The 19,113-nt window shown below is 74.0% G+C and carries 2 protein-coding genes; both read left to right on the top strand.

The genetic code is table 11. The features are described 5' to 3' along the window. The first annotated feature begins 1 nt into the window (after position 1). A complete protein-coding gene (locus tag ACFYO9_RS08150) occupies positions 2-6,700 on the top strand; it encodes an SDR family NAD(P)-dependent oxidoreductase (protein ID WP_358779099.1) in 6,699 nt (2,232 codons plus the stop codon). Positions 6,701-6,751: 51 nt separating this feature from the next. Next, the gene (locus ACFYO9_RS08145; protein ID WP_388666096.1) at positions 6,752-19,108 is read left to right on the top strand and encodes an SDR family NAD(P)-dependent oxidoreductase; all 12,357 of its coding nucleotides are present in this window, start codon (positions 6,752-6,754) and stop codon (positions 19,106-19,108) included. Positions 19,109-19,113 lie beyond the last annotated feature (5 nt).

The raw sequence follows: 19,113 nt of genomic DNA, 5'->3' as shown, positions 1-19,113 counted from the left end.
CATGGCGAGTGAAGAGCAACTGGTCGAGTATCTGCGCAGGGTGACCACCGAGCTCCACGACACGCGTCGTCGCCTCGTGCAGGAGGAGGACCGCAGGCAGGAGCCGGTGGCCCTGGTCGGCATGGCCTGCCGGTTCCCCGGCGGCGTGGCGTCCCCGGAGGACCTGTGGGACCTCGTGGCCGCGGGCAAGGACGCCATCGAGGACTTCCCCACCGACCGCGGCTGGGACTTGGAGGCGCTGTACCACCCGGACCCGGCCCACTACGGCACCAGCTATGTGCGGCACGGCGGGTTCGTGGACGACGCGGGCTCCTTCGACGCCGACTTCTTCGGCATCAGCCCGCGCGAGGCGCTGGCGATGGACCCGCAGCAGAGGCTGATGCTGGAGACGTCCTGGGAGCTGTTCGAGCGTGCCGGGATCGACCCGGTCTCGCTCAAGGGCAGTCGGACCGGCGTCTACGCCGGGGTGTCCAGCGAGGACTACATGTCCCAACTCCCGCGTATCCCCGAGGGGTTCGAGGGGCACGCCACCACCGGAAGCCTCACCAGCGTCATCTCGGGGCGGGTGGCCTACACCTACGGTCTGGAAGGGCCGGCCGTCACCGTCGACACGGCCTGCTCGGCCTCCCTCGTCGCCATCCACCTGGCGGCGCAGGCGCTGCGCCAGCGCGAGTGCGACCTGGCCCTCGCGGGCGGCGTGCTCGTCCTGTCGAGCCCGCTGATGTTCACCGAGTTCTGCCGCCAGCGGGGGCTTGCGCCCGACGGCCGCTGCAAGCCGTTCGCCGCGGCGGCCGACGGCACCGGCTTCTCCGAAGGCATCGGCCTGATCCTCCTGGAACGGCTCTCCGACGCCCGCCGCAACGGACACGACGTGCTGGCCGTCATCCGCGGATCGGCCGTCAACCAGGACGGCGCGAGCAACGGCCTGACCGCCCCCAACGACACCGCGCAGGAACAGGTGATCCGCGCCGCCCTCGACAGCGCTCGGCTCACCCCCGCCGAGGTCGACGCCGTCGAGGCGCACGGCACCGGCACCAAACTGGGCGACCCCATCGAGGCCGGGGCGCTCCTCGCCACCTACGGGCAGCACCGCGCACGCCCCCTGCTGCTCGGCTCCCTCAAGTCCAACATCGGCCACACCCACGCGACTGCCGGCGTCGCGGGCGTCATCAAGACGGTGATGGCCCTCCGCAACGGCCTGGTGCCCGCCACGCTCCACGTCGAGGAACTCAGCCCGCACGTGGACTGGGACGCGGGAGCGGTCGAGGTCGTCACGGAGCCCACCCCGTGGCCGGAGACCGGCCGCCCCCGGCGCGCCGGTGTCTCCGCGTTCGGCATCTCCGGCACGAACGCGCACCTCATCCTGGAGCAGGCACCGGAACAGGCGCCTGAGCAGACGCCTGCCGAGCCGGAGGGTGGGGGTGTCCCCGAAGGGCGGCAGCCCGAGCACGCTCCGGTGGGCGGGGTGGTGCCGTGGGTGGTCTCCGGGCGGACCGAGGACGCTCTGCGCGCACAGGCCCGCAGGCTCGGCGATTTCGTCGCGGGCGACCCGGCGGCGCTGCCGGTGGAGGTCGGCTGGTCGCTGGCCACGACGAGGTCGGTGCTGGAGCACCGGGCGGTCGTGGTGGGGCGTGACCGGGACGTCTTGACGTCGGGTTTGGGTGCGTTGGCGTCGGGTGAGGCGTCGGCGGATGTGGTGTCCGGGGTGGCGGGGGATGTGGGTCCTGGGCCGGTGTTGGTGTTTCCGGGGCAGGGGTCGCAGTGGGTGGGGATGGGTGCCCAACTCCTTGATGAGTCGCCGGTGTTCGCTGCGCGGATCGGTGAGTGTGAGCGGGCGCTGTCGGCTTACGTGGACTGGTCGTTGACGGATGTGTTGCGCGGGGACGGGGCGGAGTTGTCCCGGGTCGAGGTCGTGCAGCCGGTGCTGTGGACGGTGATGGTGTCGCTGGCCGCGGTGTGGGCGGACTATGGGATCGTCCCGGCCGCCGTGGTGGGGCATTCGCAGGGTGAGATGGCGGCCGCTTGTGTGGCCGGTGCGCTGTCGTTGGAGGATGCGGCGCGGATCGTCGCCGTACGCAGTGACGCGCTGCGGCAGCTGCAAGGGCACGGCGACATGGCGTCCCTGGGCGCGGGTCCGGAGCAGGCTGCTGAGCTGATCGGCGACCGGCCGGGTGTGTGCGTGGCTGCCGTCAACGGACCGTCTTCTACGGTGATTTCGGGCCCGCCCGAGCATGTGGCCGCAGTCGTGGCCGAGGCGGAATCCCAAGGACTACGAGCCCGCGTCATCGACGTCGGCTATGCCTCCCACGGCCCCCAGATCGACGAGCTCCACGATCTCCTCACCGAGCGCCTGGCCGACATCGAACCGACCCGCACCGACGTGGCGTTCTACTCCACGGTGACGGCCGAGCGCCTGTCGGACACCACGGCCCTGGACACCGAGTACTGGGTCACCAACCTCCGTCAGCAGGTCCGTTTCTCGGACACGATCGACGCCCTCCTCGCCGACGGTTACCGGCTCTTCATCGAGGCCAGTGCCCACCCGGTGCTCGGCCTCGGTATGGAGGAGACCATCGAGCGGGCGGACGTGCCCGCCACCGTCGTCCCCACCCTCCGCCGTCACCACGGCGACTCCACCCAGCTGGCCCGTGCCGCCGCGCTCGCCTTCACCGCGGGTGCGGAGGTCGACTGGCGCCGTTGGTTTCCGGCCGACCCCACTCCTCGTACCGTCGACCTCCCCACCTACGCCTTCCAGCGCCGGCGTTACTGGCTGGCCGACTCCGTGACACGTGAGGCAGGGGCAGGCCAAGTCGGCTCCGGGCACCCGCAGTTGACCGGCGTCGTGGCGCTCGCCGACGGGGGCGTGGTGCTCGACGGTCGCGTCTCCGTCGGGCGTGGTGGCTGGCTCGGTGGGCATGTGGTGGCAGGGGTGGCGCTCGTGCCGGGTGCCGCGTTGGTCGAGTGGGTGCTGCGGGCCGCCGACGAAGCGGGCTGCGCCACGGTGGAGGAGCTGACGCTGCAGGCGCCGCTGGTGCTGCCCGCGTCCGGGGGCGTCCAGGTCCAGGTGGCCGTGGGCGCGGCGGACGAGCAGGGGCGACGTGACGTACGCGTGTACTCGCGCCCCGAGCGGGACGCGTCCGGGGCGGACGCGGGCGGCGCATGGGTGTGTCATGCCGTCGGTGAGCTCGGGCGCGACGCGGCGTCCCGGCCGGCCCGGGAGGTCGGCCAGTGGCCGCCTGCGGGCGCCGAGCCGATGGACGTGAGCGACTTCTACGAGGACGTCGCCGCCGCCGGATACGCGTACGGGTCCGCCTTCCGCGGGCTGCGGGCACTCTGGCGGCACGACCAAGAGCTCCTCGCGGAGGTGGAGTTGCCGGAGGCGGCAGGCTCGGCCACCGGGTTCGGGGTGCACCCGGCGCTGCTGGACGCGGTCCTGCACCCCCTGCTCGCACAGCGGAGCGCGGACGCAGCCTCGGAGGAGGACGCGGACGGAGACGCCGGCGCGGGGTCAGCCTCGGCAGGCAACGACGTACTCCTGCCCTTTACTTGGAGCGGCGTCTCCCTGTGGGCCACGGAGGCCACCACCGTCCGGGTCCGGCTGACGGGACTCGGCGGCGGCGACGAGGAGACGGTGTCCCTGACGGTGACCGACCCCGCCGGCGGCCCCGTGGTGGACGTCGCGGAGCTGCGGCTCCGGTCGACCAGCGCCGAGGCCGTGCGCGCCACCGTGACGCCAGACACGGACGGGCTGTACGAACTGCGGTGGTCGCCGCTGCCCGTACCGGCCGACGGCAGTGGCAACACACCTGGCGCCTCCGACCACGTCGTGCTCGGGGCCCTCGACCGGCCCCTCGGGGACGACGACCCGGACCCGGCGCGGCGTCGTCCGGACCGGTTCAGGGACGTGGCCGCGCTCGTCGACGCCACCGCCCCCACACCCTCCCTGGTGCTCGCCCCCATCGACACCACCAGCGCCGAGACTCATGAACTCGCCCTCGCAGGCCGCGTGTTGTCCGTCGTCCAGGCCTTCCTCGACGCGCCGAGCCTCGACCAGGCCCAGTTGGTGTTCGTGACCCGAGGAGCGGTGGACGCGGGCGGTTCCGCCGAGGACTCCGGGGTCGTGCGGGCGCCGGACCCGGCCGGTGCCGCCGTCTGGGGCCTGGTGCGCAGCGCACAGTCGGAGCACCCCGACCGTTTCGTGCTGGTCGACATCGATGGACCGCTCGGTGAGGCGTCGTCCCGTAGCGACGTGGTGGACGCCGTGCGGGCCGCCGTGGACGCTCAGGAGCCCCAGATCGCCGTGCGGGACGGGCAGGTGCTCATCCCCCGGTGGGCCCGTGCCGAGGCGCCCGTCGAGCTGGCCGCGCCGTCCGGGGTTCGGGCCTGGCGGCTGGTCGGCGGGGAGTCCGGGACGTTGGACGCGGTCACCGCGCAGCCGTGCGACGAGGTGTTGCGCCCGCTGGAGCGGGGACAGGTCCGCGTCGCCGTCCACGCCGCCGGGGTCAACTTCCGTGACGTCCTTATCGCGTTGGGCATGTATCCGGAGCCCGACGCGGTGCCGGGCACCGAGGCCGCCGGTGTGGTGACCGCGGTCGGGCCGGGCGTCAGCCGGGTGTCCGTCGGTGACCGGGTGATGGGCATGCTCGATGGCGCCTTCGGCCCCTGGGCCGTCGCCGACGCGCGGATGCTGGCTCCCGTCCCCGCGGCCTGGGACATGCGTCAGGCCGCCGCAGCGCCCGCCGCGTACCTGACGGCTTGGTACGGGTTGGTGGAGCTGGCCGGCCTGAAGGCGGGGGAGCGGGTGCTGATCCATGCCGGTACTGGTGGTGTGGGTATGGCGGCCGTGCGAATTGCCCGGCATCTGGGTGCGGAGGTCTTCGCGACGGCGAGTCCCGCCAAGCACTCTGTGCTCGACGCGATGGGCATCGATGCCGCTCACCGTGCGTCTTCCCGTGACCTCGACTTCGAGGAGACCGTCCGCCGGGCCACCGGTGGGCGTGGCGTGGACGTCGTACTCAACAGCCTGGCCGGTGAGTTCATCGACGCCTCGCTGCGGCTGCTCGGCGACGGCGGACGGTTCGTCGAGATGGGCAAGAGCGATCTCCGCGCGCCCGAGGTCGTCGCACTGGCGCACCCCGGAGTGTCGTACCGGGCCTTCGACCTGGTCGCCGACGCCGGGCCCGAACGGCTCGGGCAGCTGCTCGAGCGGCTCGGCGGGCTCTTTGCGGACGGGGCGCTGGCCCCGCTGCCCGTCACCGCACGGCCGTTGGGGCGGGCCCGCGAGGCGTTCCGGTACATGAGCCAGGCGAAGCACACCGGCAAGCTGGTGCTCGACGTGCCCGCGCCGCTCGACCCGGAGGGCACCGTCCTCGTCACCGGCGGTACCGGCACCATCGGCGCCGCCGTCGCCGAACATCTGGCCCGCACCGGCGAATGCGCGCACCTGCTCCTCGTGAGCCGCCGCGGCGGCTCCGCCGAAGGGGCGGACGAACTGGCGGCGCGTCTGGGCGAGTTGGGTGCGGAGGTCACTTTCGCGGCGGCCGACGTCAGCGAACCCGGAGCGGTCGCCGAGCTGATCGCGGGGATCGACCCGGCGCATCCGCTGACCGGCGTCGTGCACGCGGCCGGCGTCCTGGACAACGCCCTGATCGGGGCGCAGAGTTCGGACAGTCTCGCCCGGGTGTGGGCGGCCAAGGCCGCCGCCGCGCACCACCTGGACGAGGCGACACGTCAGACGCGCCTCGGCCTGTTCGTGATGTTCTCGTCCTTCGCCTCCACCCTCGGCACCCCGGGCCAGGCCAACTACGCGTCGGCCAACGCCTATTGCGACGCCCTCGCCGCCCGGCGCCGGGTGCGCGGCCATGCCGGTCTGTCCGTGGCGTGGGGGCTGTGGGAGGCCACCAGCGGTCTGACCGGGACGCTGTCGGCCGCCGACCGGGCGCGCATCGACCGGTACGGCATCAAGCCGACCAGCGCCGCCCGCGGTTGCGCCCTGCTGACCGCGGCCCGTACCCACGGCCGTCCCGACCTGCTCGCCCTGGACCTGGACGCCCGTATCCCGGCCGCCTCCGACACCGCGGTGCCCGCCGTACTCCGCGCCCTGGCGGCCGAGGGCGCGCCCACCGCCGCCCGGCCGACCGCGGCGGCGGCCGGCGGGGCGCACGACTGGCCGGCCAGGCTCGCCGCCCTCACCGCGGACGAACGCGTCGAACTTCTCACCGGGGTGGTGCGGACCCACGCGGCCGGGGTGCTCGGGCACGCCGACCCGGACGCGGTGCAGGTGGACACGCCGTTCAAGGAGCTCGGCCTCGACTCGCTGACCGCCGTCGAACTGCGCAACCGGCTCGCCGCCGCGACCGGCCTGAAGCTGCCCGCGGCCCTGGTCTTCGACTACCCGCAGGCCCGCGCGCTCGCCGCCCACCTGGCCGAACGGCTCGCCCCCGACGGGGCACCGGCCCCGGCCGGCGACGCGACGGCCGAGGCCCTGCGGGAGGTCGCGCGGGTCGAGCACGCGCTGTCCGCCGCCCTCGCACAGGGGCTGGACCAAGCGGCCGTCGCCGCCCGACTGGAGGCGCTGCTCGCCCGCTTCACCGCGGCCGGCGACGCCACCGCCCCGGACGGCGACGACGCGGCGGACCAGCTGGAGACGGCCACCGCCGAACAGGTACTGGACTTCATCGACAACGAACTCGGGGTGTGAGCCGCGTGCCGGCCGGACACCCACGACAACGGGCGGGGAGCTAGAGCGCACATGGTGAGCGAAGAGAAACTGGTCGACTACCTCAAGCGTGTCTCCGCGGACCTGCACGCCACCCGGCAACGGCTGCGCGAGGCCGAGGAGCGCGGCCAGGAACCGGTGGCCGTGGTCGAGGCGGCCTGCCGCTACCCCGGCGGGGTCCGCACGCCCGAGGACCTGTGGGACCTGGTCGCCGAGGGCGGCCACGCCCTGGGCCCCTTCCCCGACAACCGGGGCTGGGACCTGGACCTGCTCTTCCACCCCGACCCCGACCACCCGGGCACGAGCTACGCACGCGAGGGCGGCTTCCTCCACGACGCCGACCTGTTCGACCCCGAGTTCTTCGGCATCAGCCCGCGCGAGGCCGCGGTCCTCGACCCGCAGCAACGGCTTCTCCTGGAGTGCGCCTGGGAGGCGCTGGAACGCGCGGGCATCGACCCGCACTCCCTGCAGGGCAGCCGCACCGGCGTGTACGCGGGCGCCGCGCTGCCCGGCTTCGGCACCCCGCACATCGACCCGGCCGCCGAGGGGCACCTCGTCACCGGCAGCGCGCCCAGCGTCCTCTCGGGCCGGCTCGCCTACACCTTCGGACTCGAGGGCCCGGCGGTGACGATCGACACGGCCTGCTCGTCGTCGCTGGTCGCCGTGCACCTCGCGGCCCACGCGCTGCGGCAGCGGGAGTGCGACCTGGCGCTCGCCGGCGGGGTCACGGTGATGACCAACCCGTACGTGTTCACCGAGTTCTCGCGTCAGCGCGGCCTGGCCGCCGACGGCCGCTGCAAGCCCTTCGCGGCCGTCGCCGACGGCACCGCCTTTTCCGAGGGCGCCGGACTCCTCGTACTGGAACGCCTCTCCGACGCCCGCCGGGCCGGACACCGCGTGCTCGCCGTCATCCGCGGCTCCGCCGTCAACCAGGACGGTGCCAGCAACGGCCTGACCGCCCCCAACGGCCCCGCCCAGCAGCGCGTCATCCGCGCCGCCCTCGCCGCGGCACGGCTCTCGCCCGCGGAGGTGGACGCGGTCGAGGCGCACGGCACCGGGACGCGGCTCGGCGACCCCATCGAGGCCGACGCGCTGCTCGCCACCTACGGGCAGGAGCGGCACGAGGGCCGGCCGCTGTGGCTCGGTTCGGTGAAGTCCAACATCGGCCACACGCAGGGCGCGGCGGGCGCCGCCGGACTGATCAAAATGGTCCAGGCGCTGCGGCACGGGACGCTGCCCGCCACGCTGTACGCCGACGAGCCCACCCCGCACGCCGACTGGGAGTCGGGCGCGGTACGGCTGCTCGCCCGGCCGGTGGAGTGGCCCCGGCAGGACCGGGTGCGCCGTGCGGGCGTCTCCTCCTTCGGCATCTCCGGGACCAACGCGCATCTCATCCTGGAGGAGCCGCCCTCCGGCGATGGCGCGGGGGCGGTAGAGGGAGCGGGGCCGGATGAGGGGGAGCAGCGGTCCGTCGTACGGGTCGGTGCCGCGCCGGCCGCGGGCTCCGTCCAGGCGGCTGCCACGAGCGCCCTGGACGAACGGCCGCTCCTGCCCTGGGTCCTGTCCGCCCGCACCCCCGCCGCGCTGCGCGCCCAGGCCGACGCGCTCGCCGGGCACCTCGCGGCCCACCCCGACAGCGCCACGGCCGACGTCGGCGCGACGCTGCTGCACCGCACCCTGTTCGAGCACCGCGCCGTGGTCCTCGGCGCCGACAGCGCCGAGCGCGCCGCCGCCCTGACCGCCCTCGCGGCGGACCGTTCCCACCCCGCCCTGACCCGCGCGGCGGGACCGGCCAGGACCGGCGGCACCGCCTTCCTCTTCACCGGGCAGGGCAGTCAACGGCCGGGCATGGGCGCCCAGTTGTACGGGGAGTCCGAGGCCTACGCCCAAGCGCTCGACGAGATCTGCGCGCACCTGGACCCGCTGCTCGAACAGCCGCTGAAACCCGTCCTGTTCGCGTCCGAGGACAGCGCGGAAGCGGCCGCGCTGCACGCGACGGGTATGACCCAGGCCGCCCTGTTCGCCCTCGAAGTCGCCCTGTACCGCCAGGTCACCGCCTTCGGGATCACGCCCACCCACCTCACGGGACACTCCGTCGGCGAGATCGCCGCCGCGCACGTGGCCGGGGTCTTCACGCTGCCGGACGCCTGCAAGCTGGTGGCCGCCCGCGGCCGGCTCATGCAGGCACTGCCCTCCGGCGGAGCCATGCTCGCCGTCCAGGCCGCGGAGGAGGACGTGCTGGCGCTGATCGCGGGGGAGGAGTCGCGTCTGTCGCTCGCGGCCGTCAACGGCCCCACCGCCGTCGTCGTCTCCGGGGAGGCCGCCGCCGTCGCCGACGTCGAACGGACCCTGCGCGAACGCGGGCTCAAGACCAAACGCCTCAACGTCAGCCACGCCTTCCACTCGCCGCTCATCGAGCCGATGCTCGACGACTTCCGGTCCGTGGTCCGCACCGTGACGTTCCACCCGCCGACACTGCCGGTCGTCTCCAACCTCACCGGCGAGCAGGCGGGACCGGAGCTCCTGACCGACCCCGAGTACTGGGTCCGGCACGTCCGCAGGCCCGTGCGCTTCTACGACGGGCTGCGCACCCTCGGCGACCAAGGTGTGGTGCGCTACCTGGAGTTGGGGCCCGACCCCGTCCTCGCCACCATGGTCCAGGACTGCCTTCCGGATGCGGCGGGCGGTGCCGATGGCGAGGAGGCGGCGCCGGCCGTCACTGCTGTGCTGCGCGCCGGGCACGACGAGACCCGTACGCTCCTGAGCGCCGTCGCCGCGCTGCACACCGACGGCCACCCCGCCGATTTCACGGCTCTGTTCCCGTCCGGGGCGCGTCAACTGCCGCTGCCCACCTACCGGTTCCAGCGCCGGCGGTACTGGCGTGCCGCCCCTGACGCCGCTGCCCCGGCCCGCGCCGCCGACGTCCACGACACCGGTCACCCGCTCCTGCCCGCCGTCATCCGGCAGGCCGACGGCGGCCTCCTGCTCGCCGGCCGGATCTCCCTGCGTACGCATCCGTGGCTCGCCGACCACACCATCGCGGGCGGTGTCCCGCTGCCCGCCACCGCCTTCGTCGAACTCGCCCTGCTCGCGGGGCGGCACGCCGACTGCGACACGGTCGAGGACCTCACCCTGGAGAGCCCGCTGCTGCTCGACGAGGCGGGCTCCGGGGCGAGGGACGGTGACGGGGCCGGGACCGGTGATGGTGCCGTACACGTCCAACTCGCCCTCGCCGCACCGGACGAGGCGGGGCGCCGGACGCTCACCGTCCACACGCGGCCCGTCGACGAAGACGCCGACCTCGGCCCGGACGGCGACGACGCGGGGGCGTACGGGTGGCGCCGCCACGCCACGGGCGTCCTCGCCCCGGGAGCGGCCACCGAGCCGACGATGGGGCCGGTTCCCGGGACGGCCTCCAGGACGGTGTCCGGGATGGCCTCCGAGACGGCTTCCGCGGAGACGACGGCCTGGCCGCCCGCCGACGCCGCCCCGCTCGACGTCGACGCGCTGTACGACCGGCTCGACGCGCAGGGCTACCGTTACGGGCCCGCCTTCCGCGCCGTCCACGCCGCCTGGCGGCACGGCGACGACCTGTACGCCGACGTCGTCCTCGCCGACGAACAGCACGCCGACGCCCAGGCGTTCGCCCTGCACCCCGCGCTGCTCGACGCCGCCCTGCACGCCGTCGACGAGCTCTACCGGGGCGGCGAGGACGACGGGGACGACGCGGAGGCCCCCGTACGGCTGCCGTTCTCCTTCAGCGACATACGCCTCCACGCCACCGGGGCGACCCGGCTGCGGGCCCACCTCAGCTCGCGCGGCGACGACCAGCTGCGACTGGCCCTCACCGATCCCGAGGGCGCCCCCGTCGCCACCGTGGACACCCTGCGCCTGCGGTTGATCACCGCCGACCGCTGGCGCTCCACCCGTCCCGCCACCACCCCCCTCCACCACCTGGAGTGGCGTCAACTGCCGCTGCCCGACAGCGGGTCGGCCGTCGGCACCCGGGTCGTGATCGGCGCCGATGACGCCGGGCTCGGCCCGGCCACCCACCACCCGGACCTGGCCGCCCTGACCGCCGCGGTCGCCGGGGGCGAGCCCGTACCGGACCTCGTTCTCGTACCCATCCCCGCACCGGCCCCGGACGCGGACCCGGCCCCGGACGCGGACCCGGCCCCGGACCCGGACCCGGCCCCGGACATGGAGTCGGGCGGCGCGGACCGCATCCCGGCACGCGTCCGAGCGCACGCCCTGCACGCCCTGCAACTGCTGCGCGACTGGTTCGCGGCGGACTCTCTCGCCGCCGCCCGGCTCGTGATCGTCACCAGCGGCGCGGTCGCCACCCGCACCGAGGACGGGCCCGCCGATCTGGCCACCGCGCCTCTCTGGGGCCTCGTCCGCGCCGCCCAGGCCGAACAGCCCGACCGGGTGCTGCTCGTGGACATCGACCAGGACCCGGCCTCCCGCCACGCCCTGCCCGCCGCCCTGACCGCGGCGGCCACCCACGCCGAGAACGAACTCGCCCTGCGCGCGGGCACCATGCTCGTACCGCGGCTCGCCGTCACCCCGCACCACACGGACACGACCGGTCCCGGGGCCACCCCCAACGGCATCGACCCCGATGGCTTCAACCTCAACGGCATCAACCTCAACGGCATCGGCCCCGACGGCACCGTCCTGATCACCGGCGGAACCGGCGGCCTCGGCCGGGCCGTCGCCCGCCACCTGGCCACCGCACACGGCGCCCGCCACCTGCTCCTCGCCGGTCGCCGGGGCGAAGCCGCCGAAGGTGTCGCGGAGTTGTGTGCCGACCTCGCCGCCGACGGCGTCGACGTACGCGCAGCCGCCTGCGACGTCACCGACCCCGACGCGCTCACCAGCCTCCTGGCCGGCATCCCCGCCACCCACCCGCTCACCGCCGTCGTCCACACGGCGGGTGTCATCGACGACAGCCTCATCGCCGGGATGACCCCCGAACGGCTCGACATCGTCCTGGCCCCGAAGGCCGACGCGGCCTGGCACCTGCACGAACTCACCCGCGACCTGGACCTGTCGGCCTTCGTCCTCTTCTCCTCCGGCGCCTCCGTGCTCGGCAACGGCGGCCAGGCCAACTACGCGGCCGCCAACGCCTTCCTCAACGCCCTCGCCGAGCACCGCCGCGCCCACGGCCTGCCCGCCACCTCCGTGGCCTGGGGCCTGTGGGAGTCCGCGTCCGGCGGCATGGCCGCCCGGCTCGCCGACGCCGACCGCGCCCGCATCCGGCGCACCGGCGTGGCCGGCCTCGACGACACCCGGGCCCTCGCCCTCTTCGACGCGGCCCTCACCGTCCCGCACGCCACGGTGCTCGCCACCCGCTTCGACCGCGCCGTCCTGCGCGGACAGGCCGCCACCGGCACGCTGCAGCCCGCGCTGCGCGACCTGGTGCCCGCGCCCCGCGCCACGGTGTCCACCAAGGCCTCCGGGGCCGGCGCGATCGGCGTCGGAGCGGATCCCGGGGCGTCGACCTCATGGGGTGCCCGCCTGGCCCGGCTCTCCGCCGCCGACCGGGACCGCGCCCTGAACGAGCTCATCCGCGAACAGATCGCCACCGTCCTGGCCCACCCCTCACCCGACACCATCGAACTGGGCCGTGCCTTCCAGGAGCTGGGGTTCGACTCGCTCACCGCGCTCGAACTGCGCAACCGCCTCTCCACGGCCACCGGCATCCGCCTCCCGGCCACCCTCGTCTTCGACCACCCCAGCCCCGGCGCCCTCGCCCGCCACCTGCGCGGACTCCTGCCCGACGCCGACCGGCCCGCCTCGCCGGCGGACACCGCGCCGCGAGCGCGCGCCGCCACCGACGACGAACCCATCGCCATCGTCGGCATGGCCTGCCGCTACCCCGGGGGCGTCGGCTCGCCCGAGGAGCTGTGGCGGCTCGTGGCCGACGGCACCGACGCCATCGGCCCGTTCCCCGAGGACCGGGGCTGGGACACGGCCTCGCTGTTCGACCCCGACCCCGACCGGACCGGCCACAGCTACACCCGCGAAGGCGGCTTCCTCTACGACGCCGCCCGGTTCGACGCGGGCTTCTTCGGCATCAGCCCGCGCGAGGCCGCCGCCACCGACCCGCAGCAACGCCTGCTCCTCGAAACCGCCTGGCAGGCCTTCGAACACGCGGGCATCGACCCCGCCACCCTGCGCGGCACACCCTGCGGCGTCATCACCGGGATCATGTACGACGACTACGGCTCCCGCTTCCTCGCCCGCAAGCCGGACGGCTTCGAGGGCCGCATCATGACCGGCAGCACCCCGAGCGTCGCCTCCGGCCGGGTCGCCTACACCTTCGGCCTCGAAGGCCCCGCCATCACGGTGGACACCGCCTGCTCCTCCTCGCTCGTCGCGATGCACCTGGCCTCTCAGGCGCTGCGCCAGGGCGAGTGCGACCTCGCGCTGGCGGGCGGCGCGACGGTGATGGCGACCCCCAACACGTTCGTGGAGTTCTCGCGCCAGCGCGGTCTCGCCCCCGACGGCCGCTGCAAACCGTTCGCCGCGACCGCAGACGGCACCGGCTGGGGCGAGGGGGCGGGACTCGTCGTCCTGGAACGCCTCTCCGACGCCCGCCGCAACGGCCACCGCGTCCTGGCCCTGCTGCGCGGCTCGGCCGTGAACCAGGACGGCGCGAGCAACGGCATGACCGCCCCGAACGGCCCCTCCCAGGAGCGGGTCATCCGCGCCGCCCTGGCCGGCGCGGGCCGAGGCCCCGACGACGTCGACGTGGTCGAGGCGCACGGTACGGGTACGACGCTGGGCGACCCGATCGAGGCGCAGGCGCTGCTGGCGACGTACGGACAGGGCAGGGGCGAGGACCGGCCGTTGTGGCTCGGCTCGGTCAAGTCGAACATCGGCCACACGCAGGCGGCCGCGGGTGTGGCGGGTGTCATCAAGATGGTGATGGCCCTGCGGAACGAGCTGTTGCCGGCCACCCTGCACGTCGACGAGCCGTCTCCGCACGTGGAGTGGGACGGCGGCGGAGTACGGCTCCTGACCGAGCCGGTTCCGTGGGCGCGGGGGGAGCGGGCGCGGCGTGCGGGGGTGTCGTCGTTCGGCATCTCGGGGACGAACGCGCATCTGATTCTGGAGGAGGCCCCCGAGGCACCGGAGCGTGTGGATGCCGCCCCGACGGGCGAGTCCCCGGCCGGAGTGGTGCCGTGGGTGGTGTCGGCGCGGGGCGAGGAGGCGCTGCGGGCGCAGGCCGGTCTCCTGGCCGAGCGCGCGACGGCCGACCCGCGTCTCACGTCGTCCCTCGACGTGGGCTGGTCGCTGGTCAAGAGCCGCTCGGTCTTCGAGAACCGGGCCGTGGTCGTGGGCGAGGACCGCGAGACGCTCCTGGCCGGGCTACGTTCCTTGGCGGCGGGCGAGCCCTCATCGGACGTCGTCGCGGGCGCCGTCCAGGGCGCTTCCGGCGCCGGGCCGGTGCTGGTGTTTCCGGGGCAGGGGTCACAGTGGGTGGGCATGGGCGCCCAACTCCTTGATGAGTCACCGGTGTTCGCGGCGCGGATCGGTGAGTGTGAGCGGGCTCTTTCGGCTCACGTGGACTGGTCGTTGACGGATGTGTTGCGCGGGGACGGGGCGGAGCTGTCCCGGGTCGAGGTCGTGCAGCCCGTGCTGTGGGCCGTCATGGTGTCCCTGGCCGCCGTGTGGGCGGACTGCGGGATCGTTCCGGCCGCCGTGGTCGGACATTCGCAGGGTGAGATGGCTGCCGCGTGTGTGGCGGGTGCGCTGTCGCTGGAGGATGCGGCGCGGATCGTCGCCGTACGCAGTGACGCGCTACGGCAGTTGCAGGGGCACGGGGACATGGCGTCCCTGGGAACGGGCCCGGAACGGGCTGCCGAGTTGATCGGCGACCGGCCGGGCGTATGCGTGGCTGCCGTCAACGGGCCTTCTTCTACGGTGATTTCGGGCCCGCCCGAGCATGTGGCCGCAGTGGTGGCCGAGGCGGAATCCCAAGGGCTGCGAGCTCGGGTCATCGACGTGGGATACGCCTCTCACGGCCCCCAGATCGACGAGCTCCACGACCTGCTCACCGAGCGCCTGGCCGACATCCAACCGACCCGCACCGACGTGGCGTTCTACTCCACGGTGACGGCCGAGCGCCTCGACGACACCACCGCTTTGGACACCGAGTACTGGGTCACCAACCTCCGTCAGCAGGTCCGTTTCGCGGACACGATCGAGGCCCTGCTCGCGGACGGCTACCGGCTCTTCATCGAGGCGAGCCCTCACCCCGTCCTCAATCTCGGCATGGAAGAGACCATCGAACGGGCCGACCTGCCCGCCACCGTCGTCCCCACCCTCCGCCGCGACCACGGCGACGCCGCCCAGCTCGCCCGCGCCGCAGCCCACGCCTTCACCGCCGGGGCGGACGTCGACTGGACCGGGTGGTTCCCGGCCGACCCCACCCCCCGTACCGTCGACCTCCCCACCTACGCCTTCCAGCGCCGGCACTACTGGCTTGAGGAGCCCGCCGGGATCACCGGAGACGCCGCCGATCTCGGCATGGCGTCCGTGGGGCACCCGTTGCTGGGCGCGTGCGTGGAACTCGCCGAGTCGGACTCGTATCTGCTCACCGGACGGCTCTCCCGCAAGGCCCTTTCGTGGCTGGCCGAACACGTGGTGGCGGGCACCACGCTCGTTCCGGGCGCGGCTCTGGTCGAGTGGGTGCTGCGGGCCGCCGACGAGGCGGGCTGCGCCACCTTGGACGAGTTGATGCTGCAGGCACCGCTGGTGCTGCCCGAGTCCGGAGGGCTCCAAATCCAGGTGGTCGTGGGCGCGGCGGACGAGCAGGGGCGACGTGACGTACGGGTGTACTCGCGCCCGGACCAGGTGAGCGGTACCCCGTGGCTGTGCCATGCCGAGGGAGTCGTGAGCCCTGAAGGTGCAGCCCACACAGGCGAGTTGCTGGGCCAATGGCCCCCTGCCGGCGCCGAGACCGTGGATGTCGACGACTTCTACGGACGGGCAGCCGACGCCGGGTACGAGTACGGCCCCGCGTTCCAAGGGCTGCGGGCGCTGTGGCGGCACGGTCAGGATCTGCTCGCCGAGGTGGAGTTGCCCGAGTCGGTGGCCGGTGACCGGGACGGGTTCGGGATCCACCCGGCCCTCCTCGATGCCGCCCTGCACCCGCTGATGCTCCTGGAGCGACCGGACGCCGAAACGGACGCGGGTGGTACCCAAGAGCGGCGGATGTGGCTGCCGTTCGCCTGGAGCGGGGTCACCCTCAGCGCGGAGGGAGCGACCCACGTCCGCGTTCGTATCTCCCCGCAGGGAGACGCCGCCGAGCAGCAACTGCGGATCGATGTCGCCGACGCCACCGGCGCACCCGTCCTGGGCGTGGACACGCTGACGCTGCGCGCGGCCGATCCGGCACAACTGGCGGCTCTGGCAGCCGGGTTCGGGGACGACGCCGGAGTCGACGGGCTCTACACCGTGGACTGGACGCCGCTTCCGGTTCAGCCCGCCGAGCCGCCCGTGGACGGCGCCGGCTGGGCGGTGCTCTCGGAGGGTGTCGGTCCTGCCGACGTCGTACCGGATGGCGGCGAGGTGCCGTGGGCCCTGCTCGCTCCCGTGGAGACGACTACCGGTGGCGGTGGTCTGCCGGACGTGGAGCGAGTCCTTGCGCTGGTGCAGGAGTTCCTGGCGGCGCCCGAACTGGCCGACTCCCGCCTCCTCGTGGTGACCCGGGCGGCCGTGGACGTGACCGTAGATGTAGACGTAGACGCAGAGGGCGAACCCCACCAGGCCGCCACCAGCCATGCCGCCGTCGACCCGTCCGCAGCGGCCATCTGGGGCCTGGTCCGCACCGCACAGTCGGAGAATCCCGGCCGCTTCGTCCTGCTGGACATCGACGGCGAAACCCCGGCCGAAACGCTGCCGCAGGCCCTCCTGCGCCAAGCCGTCGTCGATCTCGACGAACCCCAACTCGCCCTGCGCAAGGGCAATGTGTACGTCCCCCGCCTCGTGGCCGTCGGCGCCCCCGAAGATCTCGTCCCACCCGTCGGGTCATCCGCCTGGCGCCTCGGCACCTCCGGCACCGCCACCCTGGAGAACCTCGCGGTGATCAACGCCCCGGAGGCGCTCGCTCCGCTGGAGCCGGGGCAGGTGCGGATCTCCGTACGGGCCGCGGGCATGAACTTCCGTGACGTCCTCATCGCGTTGGGGATGTATCCCGACAAGGGCACGTTCGCGGGCAGTGAGGGCGCCGGTCATGTGACGGCGGTCGGGCCCGGTGTCACCCACCTGTCGGTCGGGGACCGCGTGATGGGTCTCTTCGAGGGTGCGTTCGCCCCCTCGGCGGTCGCGGACGCCCGGATGGTCGTGCCGGTGCCCGAGGGCTGGAGTCTCCAGGAAGCCGCCGCGATCCCCGTGGTGTTCCTGACGGCCTGGTACGGCCTCGTGGATCTGGGCCGGCTCAGGGCGGGCGAGTCCCTGCTCATCCATGCCGGAACCGGCGGCGTGGGCATGGCCGCCACCCAGATCGCCCGCCATCTGGGCGCCGAGATCTACGCCACCGCCGGCCCCGCCAAGCATGTCGTGCTCGACGGCATGGGCATCGACGCCGCCCACCGCGCGTCCTCCCGTGACCTCGCCTTCGAGGAGACCATCCGCCGGGCCACCGGCGGGCGCGGCGTGGACGTCGTACTCAACAGTCTCGCGGGCGAGTTCACCGACGCCTCGCTGCGGCTGCTCGCCGAGGGCGGTCGCATGGTCGACATGGGCAAGACCGACAAGCGCGACCCCGACCAGGTCGCGGCCGACCATGCGGGCGCCCGGTACCGGGCGTTCGACCTCGTTCCGCACGCGGGACCCGACCGTATCGGCGAAATGCTGGCGGAACTGGGGGAGTTGTTCGCTTCCGGTGTCCTGTCCCCGCTGCCGGTCACCTCGTGGCCCCTTGGCCGGGCGCGGGAGGCGTTCCGGTTCATGAGCCAGGCGAAGCACACCGGCAAACTGGTCCTGGAGATCCCGCCCGCCCTCGACCCGGACGGCACGGTGCTCATCACCGGCGGCACCGGCGTTCTCGCCGCCGCCGTGGCCGAGCACATGGTCACGGAGTGGGGCGTACGACACCTGCTGCTGGCCGGACGGCGCGGGCCCGAGGCGCCGGGAAGTGACGAACTCGTAGCGCGACTTGGGCAATGGGGCGCCGAAGCGAGTGTCGTCGCGGCCGATGTCGGCGACCCGGAGGCCGTCACCGAGCTCGTGGGCAAGACGGATCCGGCCCACCCGCTCACCGGCGTGATCCACGCCGCGGGCGTCCTGGACGACGCCGTGGTCACCGCGCAGACGCCCGCACACCTCGCGCGGGTGTGGGCCGCCAAGGCCGCCGCGGCGGACCATCTGCACGAGGCGACCCGGGATGTGCCGCTCGGCCTGTTCGTGGTCTTCTCCTCGGGGGCGGCGACCCTCGGCAGCCCGGGGCAGGCCAACTACGCCGCCGCCAACGCCTATTGCGACGCCCTCGTGCGGCGCCGTCGCGCGAAGGGGCTGCCTGGACTGTCCATCGGCTGGGGCCTGTGGCAGACGGCGAGCGGCATGACCGGACACCTGAGCGACACCGACCTGGCCCGTATGAAGCGCACCGGCTTCACCCCGCTGACCACCGAACACGGCCTCGCGCTGCTCGACGCCGCCCACGCCCACGGCCGCCCGCACCTGATCGCGGTGGACCTCGACGCGCGCGCCGTCGCCGCGCAGCCCGCCACCTCCCGGCCCGCCCTGCTGCGCACCCTGGCGGCCGGCGCGGTGCCGGACGACCGGGGCGGCCGCAGCGCCCGTCGCACCGCCGCCGCGGGCGCGGCCGCCTCGGCGGACGGCCTCGCCGCCCGGCTCACCGGGCTCACCGCCGCCGAACGCCGCCGCCTGCTGCTGGACCTGGTCAGGAGCAACGTGGCCGGCGTCCTCGGCCACACCGACCACGAAGCCGTCCGCCCGGACACGTCGTTCAAGGAGCTCGGCTTCGACTCGCTGACCGCCGTGGAACTGCGCAACCGTCTCGCCGCGGCGACCGGCCTGAAACTGCCCGCCGCCCTCGTCTTCGACTACCCGGAGTCCGCCACGCTCGTAGAACACCTCCTGGAACGCCTCACCCCCGGCGGCGCCCCGCCGCCCCTCAAGGACGCGGCGGACCCGGTCCTCAACGAACTCGGCAGGATCGAGTCCTCGCTGGCCGCCCTCGCCCTCGACGACGACGCGCGCGGGCGGGTGACCCGGCGCCTCAACACCCTCCTGTCGAAGCTGAACGGAGCGGCCGGCGGGCCCACCGCCGGCGCGGCGGGCGCGGCCGACCTGGACGCGCTCGACGACGTCTCCGACGACGAGATGTTCGCGTTCATCGACCGAGAACTCTGACCCGC

It is taken from the genome of Streptomyces sp. NPDC005863 (assembly GCF_042871345.1).
Lineage (GTDB): Bacteria > Actinomycetota > Actinomycetes > Streptomycetales > Streptomycetaceae > Streptomyces.
The sequence above is the reverse complement of the archived record's forward strand: the minus strand, read 5'-3'. Positions and strand labels throughout refer to the sequence as shown.